General features: G+C 66.6%; 14 protein-coding genes. 7 read left to right on the top strand and 7 right to left on the bottom strand.

Going from position 1 to position 17,715, the window contains the following annotated elements; all coding sequences use genetic code 11:
• Nucleotides 1-62 precede the first annotated feature (62 nt).
• The 3 genes from U1H82_RS05395 (at nucleotide 63) to U1H82_RS05385 (ending at nucleotide 5,512) form a co-directional block, all read left to right on the top strand.
• Complete coding sequence (locus U1H82_RS05395) at nucleotides 63-3,080, top strand: glycosyl hydrolase family 28-related protein (RefSeq protein WP_322963905.1); 3,018 nt, start codon at nucleotides 63-65, stop codon at nucleotides 3,078-3,080.
• Between the two features lie 165 nt (nucleotides 3,081-3,245).
• Nucleotides 3,246-3,857: a YqiJ family protein gene (locus U1H82_RS05390; protein ID WP_322963904.1), complete on the top strand. Its 612-nt coding sequence runs from the start codon at nucleotides 3,246-3,248 to the stop codon at nucleotides 3,855-3,857.
• The gene (locus tag U1H82_RS05385; protein ID WP_322963903.1) at nucleotides 3,854-5,512 is read left to right on the top strand and encodes a flotillin family protein; all 1,659 of its coding nucleotides are present in this window, start codon (nucleotides 3,854-3,856) and stop codon (nucleotides 5,510-5,512) included. The genes U1H82_RS05390 and U1H82_RS05385 overlap by 4 nt, the downstream gene beginning before the upstream one ends.
• Nucleotides 5,513-5,770: 258 nt before the next feature.
• On the opposite strand, the gene U1H82_RS18305 is transcribed toward U1H82_RS05385, so the two are convergent.
• Nucleotides 5,771-5,875, bottom strand: a complete 105-nt coding sequence (locus U1H82_RS18305) for a DUF6880 family protein (RefSeq protein WP_375339497.1) — start codon at nucleotides 5,873-5,875, stop codon at nucleotides 5,771-5,773.
• 8 nt (nucleotides 5,876-5,883) lie between these two features.
• Between U1H82_RS18305 and U1H82_RS05380 the strand changes: the two genes are divergently transcribed.
• Entirely contained in the window at nucleotides 5,884-6,504 is a 621-nt protein-coding gene (locus U1H82_RS05380; RefSeq protein ID WP_322963902.1) for a Rossmann-fold NAD(P)-binding domain-containing protein, read from the top strand.
• Between the two features lie 222 nt (nucleotides 6,505-6,726).
• On the opposite strand, the gene U1H82_RS05375 is transcribed toward U1H82_RS05380, so the two are convergent.
• Entirely contained in the window at nucleotides 6,727-7,728 is a 1,002-nt protein-coding gene (locus U1H82_RS05375; protein WP_322963901.1) for an AraC family transcriptional regulator, read from the bottom strand.
• 213 nt (nucleotides 7,729-7,941) lie between these two features.
• On the opposite strand from U1H82_RS05375, the gene U1H82_RS05370 reads away from it, so the two are divergent.
• Genes U1H82_RS05370 through U1H82_RS05360 form a run of 3 tightly spaced genes read left to right on the top strand, consistent with a single transcriptional unit; the run spans nucleotide 7,942 to nucleotide 10,631 of the window.
• Nucleotides 7,942-9,162: a styrene monooxygenase/indole monooxygenase family protein gene (locus U1H82_RS05370; protein ID WP_322963900.1), complete on the top strand. Its 1,221-nt coding sequence runs from the start codon at nucleotides 7,942-7,944 to the stop codon at nucleotides 9,160-9,162.
• Nucleotide 9,163: 1 nt separating this feature from the next.
• Nucleotides 9,164-9,637 carry a flavin reductase family protein gene (locus U1H82_RS05365; protein WP_322963899.1) on the top strand — a complete coding sequence of 158 codons (474 nt, stop codon included), beginning with the start codon at nucleotides 9,164-9,166 and terminating at the stop codon, nucleotides 9,635-9,637.
• A 49-nt stretch (nucleotides 9,638-9,686) separates the two neighbouring features.
• A complete protein-coding gene (locus tag U1H82_RS05360; protein WP_322963898.1) occupies nucleotides 9,687-10,631 on the top strand; it encodes a SphA family protein in 945 nt (314 codons plus the stop codon).
• Between the two features lie 57 nt (nucleotides 10,632-10,688).
• Here the strand turns inward: U1H82_RS05360 and U1H82_RS05355 are convergent, their stop codons facing one another.
• From U1H82_RS05355 to U1H82_RS05335, 5 genes are all read right to left on the bottom strand, one after another.
• Nucleotides 10,689-12,284 carry a phytoene desaturase family protein gene (locus U1H82_RS05355; protein WP_322963897.1) on the bottom strand — a complete coding sequence of 532 codons (1,596 nt, stop codon included), beginning with the start codon at nucleotides 12,282-12,284 and terminating at the stop codon, nucleotides 10,689-10,691.
• A 6-nt stretch (nucleotides 12,285-12,290) separates the two neighbouring features.
• Nucleotides 12,291-13,082, bottom strand: coding sequence for an SDR family oxidoreductase (locus U1H82_RS05350; RefSeq protein WP_322963896.1), 792 nt, complete (start codon nucleotides 13,080-13,082; stop codon nucleotides 12,291-12,293).
• A 104-nt stretch (nucleotides 13,083-13,186) separates the two neighbouring features.
• Nucleotides 13,187-14,686 carry an indolepyruvate oxidoreductase subunit beta family protein gene (locus tag U1H82_RS05345; protein ID WP_322963895.1) on the bottom strand — a complete coding sequence of 500 codons (1,500 nt, stop codon included), beginning with the start codon at nucleotides 14,684-14,686 and terminating at the stop codon, nucleotides 13,187-13,189.
• A complete protein-coding gene (locus U1H82_RS05340) occupies nucleotides 14,686-16,812 on the bottom strand; it encodes a thiamine pyrophosphate-dependent enzyme (RefSeq protein ID WP_322963894.1) in 2,127 nt (708 codons plus the stop codon). The genes U1H82_RS05345 and U1H82_RS05340 overlap by 1 nt, the downstream gene beginning before the upstream one ends.
• A gap of 3 nt (nucleotides 16,813-16,815) precedes the next feature.
• Nucleotides 16,816-17,595, bottom strand: coding sequence for a cyclase family protein (locus U1H82_RS05335; protein ID WP_322963893.1), 780 nt, complete (start codon nucleotides 17,593-17,595; stop codon nucleotides 16,816-16,818).
• Nucleotides 17,596-17,715: the final 120 nt, after the last annotated feature.

Here is a 17,715-nt window from a genome sequence, read left to right as displayed (position 1 = left end):
ATCCAGTTTGGCGACGCCCCCGGCCAGGCGGTTACGATAGGCCGAAAAACAGGGAGAGCGTGATGAAGGCGAACTGGCTGCTGAGTGCGGCGGTGGTGATGGCGGCCGTGCCGTCGATGGCGACACCGGCCGCCGCCCGATCCTCGACATCGGTCTATCGGACCGCGCCGGCCGATCCGCGCGCGGTTACGATCCGCGGTGTCGGCGATGGCCGTGCGGACGACAGCGCGGCGATCCAGCAGGGGATCGATGACGCGGCGAAGGGCGGCCATGGCGGCATCGTCTTCCTGCCGTCCGGTCGCTATCGGATCAGCCGCACGATCATCGTGCGTGCGGGCGTCCGCCTTTTCGGCGTCGGCGCGACCCGGCCGGAGATCGTGCTGGGCGATGCGACCCCAGGCTTCGGATCGGGGATCGCCGCGATGATGACCTTCGCGGGCGAGGATCAATATCGATCGGGCAAGCCGCCCGTGCCGGTGCCGACCACCGTCCCCTTCGACGCCAGCCTGTTCGATGCGACCTCCAGCACCTTCTATTCCGCGCTCGCCAATATCGATTTCCGGATCGGTCAGGGCAATGCGGGCGCGGTCGGCGTGCGGTTCCGTGTGGCGCAGCATGGCTATCTGCGCCATGTCGATTTCCATCTGGGGTCGGGCTTTGCAGGCATCTATCAGGCGGGCAATGCCGCACAGGATTTGCGCTTTTTCGGTGGCCGATATGGTATCGTTACCGAGAAGACCTCGCCCGCTTGGCAGTTCACGCTGATCGACTCCGATTTCACCGGCCAGCGCGACGCCGCGATCCGCGAGCATGAGGTCGACCTGACCCTGGTCAATGTCGCGATCCGCGACACGCCGGTCGGGATCGAGATCGATCGCGGTTATTCCGACTCGCTCTGGGGCAAGCAGGTCCGGTTCGAGAATGTCCGCGATGCGGGCGTGCTGATCGCGTCGGAAAAGAGCGTGTTCACCCAGATCGGCTTCGACGATGCGGTCGGTATCGCGACGCCGGTCTTCGCCCGTTTTCGCGACAGCGGGCGGACGGTGGCGGGTACGGGGCCGCGCTACCGCGTCGCCGACTTCTCCTATGGCCTGAAAGTCCCGGCGCTGGGCGATATGGGCGACTTCGCCACCGATGTCCGGATGACGCGGCTGACCAGGGCGCCCGCCCGGCCCCGGCCCGCCATCCCCGCCTTGCCGCCGGTCGCCGTCTGGACCGATGTCCGGACCCTGGGCGTGAAGGGCGACGATAGCACCGACGACACCGCCGCCCTGCAACGCGCGATCGACACCCACCGGGTGCTCTATCTGCCGATGGGGCGCTACCGGGTCAGCGACACGCTACGGCTGCGCCCCGATAGCGTTCTGATCGCGCTGCATCCCAGCCTGACCCATATCTATCTGGCCGATGATGCGCCCGCCTATCGCGGGGTCGGTCCGGCCCGCGCCCTGATCGAGAGTGCGAAGGGCGGGGCGGGGATCGTGTCGGGTGTGGGGCTATGGACCGGCGGGGTCAATCCGCGTGCCAGTGCGCTGATCTGGAAGGCAGGCGAAGCCTCGCTGGTCGATGATGTGAAGATCCAGGGCGGCGGCACGGTGTTGACGCCCGGCAGCCCGATCGGCTTCGGCAATGACCGCGCCCGGTTCGATGGCCAGCATCCCAGCATCTGGGTCACGGACGGCGGCGGCGGCACGTTCAATGCGCTCTGGTCACCCAACACGCTGGCCTCGGCAGGCTTCTACGTCTCGAACACCGAGACGCCGGGCCATGTCTACCAACTGTCCGCCGAGCATCATTATCGTGCGGAGATCGTGCTGGATCATGTCGCCAATTGGGAGTTTCTGGCGCCCCAGACCGAGCAGGAGGTGCGCGACGGCGTCAACGCGGTGTCGACCGAGTTTCGTCACAGTCGCAACATCCTGTTCGCCAATTACCATGGCTACCGCGTGACCCGCACCGCCAAGCCGATGGACGCGGCGGTCAAGCTCTATGACTCGGGCGATATCCGCTTTCGCAATGTCCATGTGAATGCCGAGAGCGGCTTTGCCAGTTGCGATGCCAAGGGCTGCGGCACCTTTTTGCGGGCCAGCAAATACCCCTTCGAGAATGCGATCAAGGACATGACCCGTCAGGCCGAGGTCCGTGAGCGCGAGTTCGCCCGCCTCGACGTGCCGCCCGCGCCCACGACCGCCGCAACCCGCTCGGCCGTCGCGGTGTCGCCCGGCGTCGAAAGGCTGGCCGATGGCTTCTATTCGATCGCAGGAGCGGCGCTGGATACCGGCGGCAGGCTCTATTTCATCGATCGCTTCTTTCAGCGGATTTACAGCTGGTCGCCGGACAAGGGGCTGAACATCGTCGCCGACGCGCCGCTCGATGCGGTCAATCTGGCGGTCGATCGGTCCGGGCACCTGCTCGTCCTGTCCTCGGCCGGGCGCGACGGGACGGTCTACAGCATCGACCCCGCCCATCCGGCCGCGGTGACCGTCATCCCGCCGACCGCCGCCCGCGCCCATGACGGGGCTGGCACGCTGCTGCCGGTCAATGTCTGGGCCAATGGCGAGTTCGCCGACCGGATCGATCCCAAAAGCTACGCCTATCCGACGCTCGCCGATTTGTTCGCCGAGAAGATGGGGGAGGCCAAGGCGCAGGAATATGTCTCGCCCGACGGATCGCTGGTCCTGCCCGCCTTTCGGGTCTGGAACCAGGGGCCGGACGATCATCGCGGCTGGCGCTGGTCCGACACGCTCGATGCCTATGGCTTCACGACCGCAGCGACCGGCGGCGATGTCGTCCTGACCAACGGATCGGAGAACCGCACCTATGCCGGGCGGCTCGGCGCGGACGGGCGGGTCACCGACCTGCGCGTGCTGGCCGAACGCGGCGGCGAGAGCGTGGCGCGCGATGCGGCGGGCAATCTCTATGTCGCGAACGGGCAGGTGTTCGTCTACGCGCCCGACGGCCGGTTGCTCCGCCGGATCGATACGCCGGAACGGCCATTGCAACTGGTGCTCGACGAAAAGGGCAGCGGGAAACGCCTGTTCATCCTGTCCCACCATGCGCTGTACTCGGTCGGGCTGTAGCGCTCGTCCCATCAAGCATAGGGTTAATATTACGGCGCTTTTTTATAATCGAACTGCAGCAATGCGTGTCGGTCAGTCCGCCTGAGCGCCGATACGGTAAATTGTGGAATCACTTGCTCCCCCGTCCGACGACGCTAATCTCGGCGTCAGACGGGGGATTGCGACGTGTTGGACGTATTGATCGCGCCGCAAGCGGTGGTCTTTACCGCAGCGCTGATGTTGATGCTTGCGATCGGCGTGATCGAGGCGTTGGGGCTTGGCGCAAGCGGGCTCGATCTGGACCTCGATCTCGATTCCGGGTTGCTTGACTGGCTGGGCGTCGGGCGGGTGCCGTTGCTCGTCATCCTGATCGCCTTTCTGGCCAGCTTCGGCATTTTCGGATTGGCGGGGCAGCAGATTGCGCAAGGGCTGACGGGGACGTTCCTGCCGGTCTGGCTGGCGGTGCCGGGAGCGGCGCTGGTGTCGGTTCCCGTCACGGCAGGGCTCGGAAGCGTGCTCGCACGCCTGATGCCGCATGACGAAACCACCGCCTTCGATGTCGAGGATCTGGTCGGGCGTCAGGGCGTCATCACGGTCGGCCGCGCCGCGATCGACAGCCCCGCGCGCACCCGCGTCCTCGACCCGCATGGCCAGCCGCATCATGTGCTGGTCGAACCCAATGATCCCGCCGCCATTTTCGAAGAGGGCGATACCGTACTCCTCGTTCGCCGGGAGGGCGCGTGCTTTCGTGCCGTCCTCTATTCCTCACCCCGCCACACCGACTGGATGAAGATATGAACAACCTCGTTCCCGCCGGTGCGGGTGTCGTGCTCCTCTATGCCGGCATCCCGCTCCTCGCGCTTATCATCATCGGCATCGTCACCGCCCGGCTCTACAAGCGGGCGTCGAAGGAGATCGCCTTTGTCCGCACGGGCTTCGGCGGCGAGAAGGTGGTGATGAACGGCGGCGCGCTGGTATTGCCGGTGCTGCACGAAACGATGCCGGTGAACATGAACACGGTCCGCCTGGCGGTGGAGCGGCGCAACGGCGACGCGCTCATCACGCTCGACCGCCTCCGCATCGACGTCCGTGCGGAGTTCTATGTCCGCGTCCGTCCTGACCGCGAAGCCCTCGCCACCGCGGCGCAGACGCTGGGGCAGCGCACGATGAACCCGGAGGCGCTGAAGGAACTGGTCGAAGGCAAGTTCGTCGACGCGCTCCGCTCGGTCGCGGCGGGCATGACGATGAACCAGCTTCACGAACAGCGCAGCGAATTCGTGCAGAAGGTGCAGCAGGTCTCGTCCGCCGACCTGGCGATGAACGGGCTGGAGCTGGAGAGCGTGTCGCTGACCGGGCTCGACCAGACCTCGATCGAGCATTTCAACGCCAACAATGCGTTCGACGCCGAGGGCCTGACCAAGCTCACCGAGCAGATCGAGCTGCGCAAAAAGGCGCGCAACGACATCGAACAGGACACGCGTGTCCAGATCGAGGCGAAGAATCTGGAGGCGAGCCGCCAGTCCTTCACCATCGCCCGCGACGCCGAATTTGCGCGGCTGGAGCAGGAGCGCGAGCTGGAGGTGCGTCGTGCTGAACAGGCGAGCGAAATCTCGCGCCAGCAGACCGAGCGGGAGCGCGAGGCCGAACAGGCCCGCATCCTCGCCAAGCAGCAGACCGGCGCTGCGCAGATCGAGGCCGATCGCGCAATCCAGGAGGCGCGGATCGCCCAGGAACAGGCGCTCGCCATCGCGCGGCAGGAGCAGCAGATCGCGGTCCAGAACAAGAGCCGCGAGGAAAGCCAGGCCAAGGCACAGGCGGACAGCGCGCGCGCCGAAGCCGTCGCCGCCGAGGAAAAGGTCGCCACCGCGCGTGAAACCGAGGTCGCCGAGCGGACCAAGCGCATCGAGCTGATCGACGCCACCCGCGAAGCCGAACGCGCCGCGATCGCGATCCGCGTCGCCGCCGAGGCCGAGGCAAAGGCCGCCAGCGACCGCGCCCAGGCCCTGCGTGCCGCCGCTGAGGGTGAGGCCGAGGCCGAAAAGCTGCGCGCCGACGCCGCGCGCGTCCGCTTCGAGGTGGAGGCCGCCGGACAGAAGGCGGTCAACGAAGCCGCCAATCTGCTGTCCAACGAACAGGTCTCGCTCCAGACCAAGCTGGCGCTGCTCAAGGTCCTGCCCGACCTCGTCCGCGAAGCCTCCAAGCCGCTGGAGGCGATCGACAGCATCAGGATCGTCCAGGTCGACGGACTGAACGGCGGCGGGGCGGCATCGGCGGGGAATGCGTCGTCACCACCGGCTGGCGATGGAAACCTCGCCAATTCCGCGGTCGCCGCCGCGCTGCGTTACCGTGCCCAGGCGCCGGTAATCGACGGCCTGATGAAGGAACTCGGCTTCGACGGCGCCACACTCGACGGACTGGTCCAGGGTGCCACGCGCGAAGTGGGGGCGGGGTAAGCTGCGACCATGTTTCTGCCGTGTGTGTCCGGCGATTGGTCGATAGACTTCACCAATGTAGGGCTGCAGGCGCTGCACATGGCAGTATGGCGATTCTTCCGCCTGACCTGCGGAATGTTGGTCACGTCATCGCGGATGCGGCCTATAGCTTGGCCGATATCGACGCGGAGATTTTGACATTGTCATGACGGTGGTGCTTCTGACGGTGATCGACGCTCCGTTCTGTCGGGAAGCAAGACTGTGTCCGCAGGGAAACAGCTACGCATTCCAGCAGCCGCTCTTTCGTCCATGGCGGTCCTTCAGAGCAGTCACATAAGCCTTATGGTCAGGGTGCTCGCCATATTCCTCGATCCTGCGAGACAAGTGCGCACATGTCTGCAGGTGGCGGGCGGCATGGGGGTACGTCCAAGCCGCTCATCATCACGTCCAGTACGGCCATGGGATCGACCGTACCGGGCGACCCGGCATCGGAGGATGCCTTCAATCCCGATAGTCCCAACCCGCGGGTGGCCTCCGAACTGGCAGGGCAGGCGCTGTCCGGGCGCGGTATCCGCGTCATTGTGGTGCGTAACTCCCAGATCCATGACACCCGCAAGCAGGGGCTGGTCAGCGACATCATCGGGCTTGCCCGTAAGAAGGGCGTCTCAGCCTATGTCGGCGAGGACACCAACACATGGTCGGCCGCGCACGTTCTCGACACCGCCCGTCTTTACCGGATGGCGCTGGAGCGGAACGAGGCCGGCGCGCGCTATCATGGCACCGCCGAAGGCGCGATCAGCTTTCGCGACATCGCCGAGGCGATCGGCCAGACGTTCGGCCTGCCGGTGAAGTCGGTGAGCGCGGACGAGGCTGGTGCGCATTTCGGCTGGCTTGCGGCATTCGCATCGAAGGACATGTCGGCATCCAGCACGTTGACGCGCAAGCGGTTGGGTTGGCAACCCGAAGGTCCGACATTGCTCGCCGACATCTGCGCCATGACGGCCGCAGGCTGACGCATTGCTCAGTCCGCAATATCGACGGATACGAATGCGGTTGCTCGTTCGAACCTTTCCCGATCCACGAGATATGCGACCTCGAACAAGCACGGCACCGCCCCGGACGGTCGGATCGCCAATTGCCAACTCCGTTTCGATACGGCGACGATCACGTCAAACAGCCGGCGCCACGGAATTGTCTTGGGGCCTGGCGCGCCATCGGTGAATCTCGTTACGGCGTCAGCGGGCACTGCGAAGGGTTTCGGATGGGGTTTCACCGTACAGCTTGCGATATTGCCCGGCAAAGCGTCCCAGTTCGAAAAAGCCCCAATCCTGCGCCAGACGCGATACGGTGGTGTCCGGCGTCGGGGCAAGCAGCGCCTCGCGCACCCGCCGCATCCGGCACGCGCGCAGATGCGCCATGGGCGAGGTGTTGCGGAAGCGCTTGAAGCCATCGAACAACGCCCGCCCGCTGACGCCGCTGACCGCGACGAGCTGCTCGATCGTGATCGGATCGGCGGCATGTTCCTCGATATATTGTTCGACCAGTCGGACATGGCGCGGCGCGATAGAGCGGTCGCGGTCGCGCAGCACGTCGCTGTAATTATGCTCCTGCCCCTCGATCAGGCTGAGCAGCAGCGTCTGTTCCAGATGTTCGATCGCCAGGCTCTGGGGATGCGTGCGATCCTGGCACTCGACCAGGCCGACGAGCAACTCGGTGAGCCGCCACCATTCCGCCCCCAGTCCTTCGCGGGGAATGGCAAGGCGGAAGGTCAGCGGACGGCGCAGCGGATGGCCGAGCAGCACCGCGACATGCTGTTCCAGTGCCTCGCGGTCGATCCGCACCATATATTTGGCGCAGTCGGGCGACCAGCGCATCGTCACCAGATCGTCGGGTGACAACAAGGTGCCCAGGGTCGGGGAGGCCTGCACCATGCGTCCGCCCGCGTCGACCATCGCTTGTCCGGCATAGGGCAACATCAGCAGATAGAAATTCTGGAGCTTGCCCGGATCGATCTGGACTTCGGCGCCATAGCCCATCGTCGCCAGACAGGATTGCTTGATGGTCACGGCGTTCTGCCACGCCTGCAACTTGGCGTCTTGCGAGGTCGGGCTGAGCCGGTGGTCGCAATAAAGACGTGCGACATGCGCCCGCGTTTCGTCCACATCCGACGAGCCGAACACGCGGCATTTGTCGAGCGGTTGCGCCTTGGCCTTTGATGGCATCATCCTGTCCAGCATCGCCTCTCCATCGGTCCCGCCGTCACCGGCGAATCAAGCCATGAGTCGTGTCCACCTGCAAGCGCCGGCCGGTTTGCCCGGCTCGTGGCGCAGCATAACATTTCAAACTTAAAATATGCAATCCGCGAACAGCATCGGCGGTCGCTGCATAGTCCCGGCGCGGCACACGCACTTATCCTGCCTCCATTAAAAAGACATGTGGAGACCGGAGAGATGACGCGGATCGGGATCGTCGGTGCAGGCCAGGCGGGACTGCAACTGGGCATGGGTTTGCTGGAGAGGGGGCATGAGGTCATCATGCTGTCCAACCAGACGGCGGAGCAGATTGCGGGCGGCCGCGTCACCTCCAGCCAGTGTATGTTCGACCAGGCGCGGGCTCATGAGCGTGCGCTGGGCATCAACTTCTGGGACGAGGCCTGTCCGCCGGTGGAGGGCATCGCCTTCTCGCTGGTCGGCGAGGATGGCGCGCCGCAAATGTCCTGGGCCTCGCGCCTCGATGCGCCCGCCCAGTCGGTCGACCAGCGGGTGAAGATGCCGCGCTGGCTGGCCGAGTTCGAAAAGCGCGGCGGCGAGTTGCGCATTTGCGACGCGGGCATCGCCGAGCTGGAGGAACTGGCGCGCGAATGCGACTTGGTCCTGGTCGCCTCGGGCAAGGGCGAGATCGGCAAGCTGTTCGAGCGCGACGCGGAGAAGTCGCCCTTCGACAAGCCGATGCGCAGCCTGGCGCTGACCTATGTGAAGGGCATGACCCCGCGTGCCGAGCATAGTGCGGTCAACTTCAACCTCATCCCCGGCATGGGCGAATATTTCGTCTTCCCGGCGCTGACCCTGAACGGGCCGTGCGAGATCATGGTGTTCGAGTCGCTGCCCGGCGGCCCGATGGACCTGTGGGACCCGCGCGCCTCGGCCGACGAGCATCTGGAAACCAGCCTCCACATTCTGAAGCGCTATGTGCCGGAAGAGTATGAGCGGGCGCGCAACTGCACGCTGACCGACCAGCAGGGCTGGCTGACCGGGCGTTTCCCGCCGACGGTGCGCAAGCCGGTGCTGACCCTGCCGTCGGGTGCCAAGGCGCTGGGGCTGGGCGATGCGGTCTGCCTGAACGACCCGATCACCGGGCAGGGCGCGAACAACGCCGCCAAGAGCGCGGCCATCTATCTCGACTCGATCATCGAGAATGCGGGCAAGCCGTTCGACGCCGCCTGGATGCAGGCGACCTTCGATCGCTATTGGGACTATGCGCAGTTCGTCGTCGGCTGGACCAACGGCATGCTGCAGCCGCCGCCCCCGCACATGGTGCAACTGCTCGGTGCGGCATCGGCGCAGCCGCGCGTGGCGCACTGGTTCGCCAACGCGTTCGACGATCCGCGGCGCTTCTTCCCGACCATCACCGCGCCCGAGCTGACCGAGGACTTCATCAAGGAGGCTGCATAACATGGATCGCATGGCTCTTCGCCGGACCTTCGGCCGCTTCGCCACCGGGGTCACGATCGTCACCTGCTCGACCGAGGACGGGGTGCACGGCATGACCGCCAATTCCTTCACCTCCGTATCGCTCGACCCCGCGCTGGTGCTGATCAGCATCGACAACAAGGCCAAGATGGCGGCCCGCCTGCGCGAGGCGGGGCATTATGGCCTGAACATCCTGTCGCAGCAGCAAATGGCGCTGTCGAACCATTTTGCCGGGCGTCCGTGCGACGAGCCGATCGACTTCGACTGGCATGAGGATATTCCGCTGGTGCGCGGCGCGATGGCGCATCTGGCGTGCCGGGTGAAGGACGTGTTCCCGGCGGGCGACCACTGCCTGTTCGTCGCCGAAGTGGTCGATCACCGGCACGAGGACGAGTCGACGCCGCCGCTGCTCTTCTATGGCGGCGCGTATCGGCAGCTGCACGAGATGGCCGCCTGATCCGGCGGCCACCGGCTTAACGACATAAATCACAAAAAAGGGGGATGATATGCGGAAGTTTCTCGCCACGATGACGCTCGCGCTGGCGGCGGGGGGCTCTGCCCCGGCGCTGGCATCCGAACTGGGGGGTGGTGTCTATCCGAACGGGGCGGAGGGCTATTCTGGGGCCGCCATGCCGCCGCCGGGCACCTATTTGCTGGGCTATCTCCAGCATTATGAGGCGGATCGCTTCAACGGGCCGGACGGCGAGGCTGGGCTGCTCCCCAATTTCCGCGTCCGTGCCGATGCCGCGGTGATCCGCGTCGTGCACATGACGCCGGTCAAGATCCTGGGCGCGACCTGGGGGATGCAGGCGATCGTGCCGGTCACCCGGCTGAAGGTCGGGGCGGCGGGCCTGGGTGACGAGACGACGGGGGTGGGCGATGTAACCATCGACCCGATCCTGCTCGGCTGGCATTTCCAGAACGGCGTGCACCTGAGCGCCGGGGTCGACATCAACCTGCCGCTTGGGGCCTATGACCGCCGCAAGCTGTCCAATATTGGGCGCAACTACCTGAATTTCGAGCCGGTCGTGGCGCTGGCCTATTATGGCAAGTCGGGCTTCTCGGTCGATGTGAAGGTGATGTACGACATCAACACCCGCAACAACCAGGCGGTCTTCACCCCCTTCAACCCGACCGGCGCCAGCTATCGCAGCGGCAACGAACTGCACGCCGATTTCGCGGTCGGCCAGCAGATCGGCAAGTGGAAGCTGGGCGCGTCGGGCTATGTCTATAAGCAGACCACGAAGGACCAGGTGTCCGATCCGACGGCACAGGCGTTCGTCGACCGGATGCGCGGCTTCAAGGGGCAGGTGATCGGCGTCGGCCCCTCGGCCAGCTATCAGGCGGGCAAGGTCCAGCTCATCGGCAGCTGGCAGCACGAGTTCCACGCCGAGAACCGGCCGCAGGGTGACAAATTCTGGTTGAAGGCGATCATCCCGATCGGCCGCTAAGAGCTCTGGCCGACTGGGCTCCCCGTCACCGCGACGGGGAGCCATTTTTTATGGAAATTACTCCAGCCGCTCGGCGACCATATGGCCCGACATGCCGCCCAGGCCGGGGCCGGGATGGGTCGAGGCGCCGATCTGGTACAGCCCCTTGATCGGGGTTTCGTGGTTGCCCGGCGTCGCGCGCGGGCGCCAGAGCATGAACTGGTCGAGCGAACAGTCGCCGCCATAGGGATCGCCGCCGACGAGATTGATGTTCAGCCGGGCGAGATCGGCCGGGCTGATCGCGTGGCGGCCGATGATGCTGTCCCGCAGATTGGGGATCAGCGCGCAGAGCCGGTCGATGATACGGTCGGCATAGGCGTCGCGCAGCTCGGGCGTCCAATGGCCGTCCGCCGGGGTGGGAATGATGCCCGCCGCGTCGCCCTTTACCGCGCCGTCGCGGGGCAGCTCCTGAAGCTGAATCCAGAAGATCCACTTGCCCTCGGGCGCGCGGCTGGGATCGAGCGCGATCGGCTGGGCAACGACGATGCTCGCCTCGGCGGGGAGGAGCCCGCGTTCGGCTTCGTTGACCGCGCGCGACACCGACTCCAGCCCGTTGCTGACATGCAGCATCGCCACGTCGCGCAGCGCCGGGTCGGGCCATGCGGGCGGCTCGGACAAGGCGAGGTGGATCTGCATCTCGCCGCGACCATAGCGATAGGCGCTGGCCTCGCTGCGTGCGCGTTCGGGCGTGGCCTTGGGCGACAGGAGCCGTCCGTAAAGCTGGGTCGGCGTGACCGAGGCGACCACCGCCTTGTGCGCGCGCACCACTTCGCCGTCCGCCAGCCGGATGCCGGTGGCGCGACCGCGTTCGACGATGATCTCGGCGACGTCCGCGCCGGTGTGGATGCGGCCGCCCTTTTCCGCGATCAGCCGGGTGAGGGCCGCGACGATGCGGTCGCTGCCGCCCTCGACCATCGGGCTGCCCGCCGCCTCCAGTGACATCAGGACCAGCCGGTTCATCAGCGCCGACGCGCTGCTCTCCGGCGACAGGCCGACATGCAGCACCCAGGGCGCGAACAGCGCCTGCGACAGCGGCGAGGAAAAGTCGCTGCGCAGCCAGTCGCGCGAGGCGCGCAGCATTCCGCCGAACATCCGGCCCAGCCCCTTGGGGCCGCGCTTGCGCACTTCGCCCAGCAGCAGCTTCGCGGTCGGCCAGGACCATAGCTCGCCGCCGAGCAGGCCGAAGACCAGCGGCGCGATGTCCTCCACCTCGGCCATGGCGCGGGCATAGGCCTGTCCGTCGCCCGGCGCGCAGGCGTCGAGCGCGGCGATGTTGGCGGCGCGGTCGGTGCGGAAGATGACGCTGCGGCCATCGTCCATGACCGAGGCGGTCGGCGTCGTCGTGTTGCGGAAGCGCAGGCCGTGGCGCGCCAGTTCCGGCCCCAGCTCGGCATAATGCGGCGAGGTGACGAACAGCGGGTAGAGCGTCGACAGCGTGTCGTGGCGAAAGCCGGGAAGGGTCAGTTCCTCGGTGCGGATACAGCCGCCCGCGACGCTCTCGCGCTCGAACAGCGCGACGCGCTTGCCTTTCAGGGCGAGGCGCGCGCCGCAGACCAACGCGTTGATCCCGCTGCCGATGATGACGATATCGGCGTCTCGGTTCCCGGCCGCCATCGCGAGTCAGCCGTGCGCGGCGAGGAGGGGCATCAGCGGCACCCGCCGCTCCGGCCCGAGCATCCCGTAGCCGCCGTCGACCGCCGTCTCGCTGCCGGTCATGTAGGACGCTGCGTCGGAGGCGACGAAGGCGACGACATTGGCGACCTCGGCCGCATCGGCGACGCGGCCGATCAGGTTGAGATCGCTCGCCACCTTGTCGGCATGGGCGCGGTCGCCCGCCGTCAGGCCATCGAACGGGTCGGACCAGATATGGCCCAATGTCACCATGTTCACGCGGATGCCGTCGGCGGCATAATCCATCGCCTGCGAGCGGGTGAGGTGCGCCAGCGTCGCCTTCGACACCGGATAGGCCCAGCGGCCGATATGCGCGAACTTGCCTGAGATGGAGCCGATATTGACGATATTGCCCCGCGCAGCGGCCAGATGCGGGCGCGCCGCCTCACCCAGGATGGCGGCGGAGACGGCGTTGACGTTCAGCGTCTGGAGCCAGGTCTCACGCGGGGTCGCGGGGCCTTCGTCGCCATAGGAACAGGCGTTGTTGACCAATATGTCGAGCCGCCCGAATTTCGCGATCGTGGCATCCACAAGATGCGCGATGGCGGTATCGTCGGTGATGTCGGTCGCGACGAACAGCGCGTTGTCGCCCAGTTCCTCGGCCAGCTTCGCACCCTGATCCTGGTTGCGCGCGGCGATGACCACCTTCGCGCCCTCGGCATGCAGCTTGCGCGTGATCGCGCCGCCGATCGATGCGCCGCCCCCGGTGACGATCGCGACCTTTCCGTCCAGCATGGCCATGCGCTTATCCTCTTAGCCTATATGTTATGGTGTCAGTCTATGGCCCGGCGGGGCGATGGCGTTATGCAGCCAGTGCCGGGCCTGTTCGCTGGGCGCGGCGAAGATCAGCCCGTGGCCGCCAGCGCGCAGCCCAGCGCCTCGCCCTTTTCATCCGCCAGCGCGGCATCGTGCAGCGCCGCGATCCGCGCCGCCGCACCGGGTCTGGCGAGCGCGGCGGGAACGGCCGCCATGACCATCCCGAAATGCGCCAGCCCGCGCTCGAACGTGTCCGAATAGCCCTTGATCAGATTCTGGCAGCGCAGAATGGCGATCGCCGCCGCGCGATCGGTGCGCGCCGCTCCAAGCGCGAGGTCGAGCCATGCCGCGATCCGCGCCTGTTCCTCGACATAGCGCAGCGTCCGCCGCCGCATCCCCCGCATTCCCGCCAGCAATCGGAGCATCAGGAACCAGCGCAGGCCGGTCGTCCGCACATGGCGACCGCTCCGGAAGAACGGTTCCAGCCGCCGTCGCAGCCAGTCGCGCTTCAGGATGAAGCGGCCGAGGCCAGCGGGCAGCGTCTCGCACACTTCCTGCAGGCGCGGATGCATATATTCGGTGACGGTGAGCAGCTGGTCGTCCTTCGCCCGCACCTCCCGCGCGACGCGGTCGCTGCGCGTCGCGCGCACCTTCAGGTCGGCGACGCGGATCGTGTCCTCATAGGCCATCCACAGCGCCAGATGGCGTGCCGCGGCCCCGGTCAGCGCGCCGTCCGCATCGTCCAGCGGTACGAACGCCGCCAGCCGGTCGAGATACTCCCCGGCATAGTCGGCGTCCTGATAGTCCATCAGCTTGCGCACACCCTCGGTCGCGGTCGCCTGCGCCGCTTCGGGGAGCGTGTTGGCGATACGGGCGGCGAGCGCACGCCCGGCGGCGGTCGTCGGCACCGGTGGACCGGCGGGCCTGTCATCGGCCTCCTCGCCGCCGCCTTTCGCCGAGTCGAAGCCCAGGCCGAAGCCCTTCAAATTGGTTTCGACCGCCTTGCCGCCATGACGGATCGCATCCTCGAACGCCGCGCGCGGGAAGGGCAGGGCCTCGCTGCCCGCCAGCGCGCCGAGCATGATCGAGCTGATGACGCTGCCCGATTTGCTCGCGGCGGCCGACATGTCGAAGCCGATGAAGCGGCGCGCGCGGCGCTTCGCGGCGGCGAGGATGCGCTCGCTCGCCCCGGTGCCGTCACCGAGCGCGGCCTTCTCCGAGATGGCATAGACGCGGTGGGTCGAACCGATCAGCGTGGTGCGATCCTCGCTGACGAAACCGCGCAGGATGGCGCGCCCCGCCTCCATCAGTTCCGAGGCAATGACGATGTCGACATCGCCCGGCACCGGCATCATCGCCAGCACAGGGTCCGGGCGGTTGCCGCCGCTGGGGCGTGACCGCACCAGCTCGATATAATAGACCGTCGATCCGGTGCGCTGCGCGACGCCGGGAACCGACGTGCCCTGCGCCACATAGCCATTGGCGCGGGCGATATGCTGCACCCATTCGGCCAGCACGCCGCCGCCTTCACCGCCCAGCGCCAGGATGGCGATGGTGATCCGGTCGCGATCGGGAAGAACCAGTTCCATCAGAAAGCCCTCGCGGCAAGGTGGCGGCCATGGCGCTGTTGCAGCCAGCCGATGACGCGCCGGGTCAGGCGGTGGCGCCATGTCTCCCAGCGGCCGGGATTGGTGACGATGCTCGCCTTCCAGAAGGAGGGGCACAGCACGGCGGCGTGGGCGACCTCGCCACAATTGCCGCAGCCGACGCAGCTATTGTCGATATGCGTGACCGGATGCTGGCGCAGCGGATCGGGATTGTCGCGGATGCTGAGCGAAGGGCAGCCCGACAGGCGGATACAGGCATGGTCGCCGGTGCAGGTGTCGGGATCGACGCCGAACCGCTCGCGCACCACGCGCTTTCCGTCCTTCGCCGCCTTGGCCAGCAGCGGCTTTTCGCGGCGCTGGCGGTTCAACATGCATTCCGACTGGGCGATGATGACCTTCGGACCCTTTTCGGGGCTGGTCATCGCCTCGCGGATCAGGTCGCGCATCCTGGCCACGTCATAGGTACGGGTCAGCGTGCGCGCCCATTTGACGCCCATGCCGCGCACCGCTTTCTCGATCGGGTGGTTGGTGATGCGCGTGTCGTTCTTCGCGCGCGAGGACAATATGTCCTGCCCGCCGGTCGCCGCCGAATAGCCATTGTCGACGATGACGGTGACGGTCTCGTCCTGGTTGAAGACGGCATTGCCGATGCCTGACGTCAGGCCGTTATGCCAGAAGCCGCCATCGCCCATCACCGCCAGCGCGCGCTTGCCCTCCGGCTTGAACGCCGAGGCGGCGGCGGCGCCCAGGCCATAGCCCATCGTCGTATTGCCGATGTTGAACGGCGGCAGGATCGAAAAGAGGTGACAGCCGATATCGGCCGAGACGTGCATCTCGCCCAGTTCGCGCTGGACCAGCTTCATCGCGGCGAAGATCGGGCGTTCGGGACAGCCGGTGCAGAAGCCCGCCGGGCGCTGCGGCACGGTGGCGGCGACATCGGCGGGGACGGGCACCCCCGCGCGGGGTTCGGGCGCGCGTTCGGGCGCGTGGTTGCGCAGGAACTTGGCGAGGCCGTCGCCGATCACCTGTCCCGAATATTCGCCCGCGCGGGGCATCACGTCCTTGCCGACCAGCCGGGTCTGGATATCGGCGCGGCGCAGCAGCGTGCTGAGTTCATGCTCGATGAATTCGGGCTGGCCCTCCTCCAGCACCAGCACCGCGCGTTTCCCTGCGCAAAAGGCGACGACCTCTTCGGGGATCAGTGGATAGACGACATTCAGACAATAGATCGGGATGCGCGTCGCGCCGAACGTGTCGGACAGTCCGGCCAGCTCCAGCGCGCGGTTGAGCGTGTTGTAGAGGCCGCCCTGCACGATGATGCCGATATCGTCGCGCTCCGGCCCGAACCATTCGTTCAGCCGCTGTTCGCGCACGAATGTCTGCGCGGCGGGCCAGCGCTGTTCAATCTTCTCGATCTCGTGCTGGAAGTTGGCGGGCGGCAGGACGATCCGGTCGAGCGCGCGGCGCGGGTTGGCGGCGGCCTGTCCGACGGTCATCGTCGGGCGGCGATTGTCGCTGGCGACGAAGCTGCCGGTCATGTGGCAGCTGCGCACCCGCATCTCGATCATGACGGGCGTGTTCGACGCCTCGGACAGTTCGAAGCCCTTTTCGACCATGCCCACGATCGTCGGCAGATTGGGGCGCGGGTCGAGCAGCCACATCTGGCTCTTCATCGCGAACGCATGCGTCCGCTCCTGCATGATCGAGGAGCCTTCGCCATAATCCTCGCCCACGATGACCAGCGCGCCGCCGGTCACGCCGCCGCTGGCCAGGTTTGACAGCGCGTCGGAGGCGACATTGGTGCCGACCACCGACTTCCACGCGACCGCACCGCGCAACGGATAGTTGACCGAGGCCGCGAGCATCGCGCCCGCTGCCGCCTCATTGGCGTTGGATTCGAAATGCACGCCTAGTTCGCGCAGCAGCGGATCGGCGTCGGCGAACACGTCCATCAGATGGCTGATCGGCGACCCCTGATAGCCGCCGACATAGGCGACCCCGGCCTGCAACAGCGCCTTGGTGACGGCGAGGATGCCTTCACCCTCGAACGTCTCGCCCGCGCCGAGGCGGAGCTTTTCGACTTCCTTCTTAAAGGACCGTTCGGCCATGGATCAGCTCCCGACGAAAGCGAGGACGCGCAGCGGGCTACCCGAGCCGCCACGGATCTTGAGCGGCGCGGCGACGATGACCGCGCCGGTCGGCGGCAGGCGGTCGAGATTGGCGAGGCATTGCAGGCCATAGCGGCCCGCCCCGTGCAGCAGGGTGTGTGCGGGGTAGGGGGGCGTCATCCCGTGCGCCTGCCCCGCATCGGTGCCGATCGTCTCCACCCCGAAGCCGATGATGTCGCGATCCTCGACCAGGAAGCGCACAGCTTCGGGATCGGGGCCGGGGGTGTGCGGCCCGTCGTCGCGCCGGTTCGTATAGGCATCGCCCTCGCGCTTCGACCAGTCGGTGCGAAGGAGTACCCAGCTTTTCGCGGGGATGCGGCCATGTGTCGCTTCCCACTGGCGGATGAACTCGGCCGTCAGGATGAAGTCGGGGTCGGCGGCGGCTTCGGTCGAGGCGTCGATCACGACCGCCGGGCCGACAAAATGCGCGGGGTCGATCGTGTCGACGCTGTTGTCGGGCAGATCCTTGCCCGTCACCCAGTGGAGCGGTGCGTCGAAATGGGTGCCGGTATGCTCGCCGGTGGTGAAGTTGCTCCAGGCCCAGGCGACGCCGCGTTCGTCATAGCGCGAGATTTCCTGGCGGCTGAACGGTGCTGTCTGGCCGAAGGGTTCGGGCAGGATCAGGACCGGCGTGTCCTCCGACAGTTCCTGCGTCAGGTCGACGATCTCGATCGATCCGCCGGTCAGGGCGGCCGCGAAACGAGACAAGGCGGATTCGGCCATAGTCGCTCTCCGATTTCGTATTTCTTGATCGAAAGCTGCCGAAAGAAACGTGCATATGCAACCAAATTATTTTGGAGCCGGTTGCGACGGGACGGGCCAGGGGGTAAGGCCCTGTGGAAT

It is taken from the genome of Sphingomonas fuzhouensis (assembly GCF_034659795.1).
GTDB classification, from domain to species: Bacteria; Pseudomonadota; Alphaproteobacteria; order Sphingomonadales; family Sphingomonadaceae; genus Sphingomonas; species Sphingomonas fuzhouensis.
Note: the sequence above shows the minus strand (reverse complement) of the source record. Positions and strands in the feature narration are given on the sequence as shown.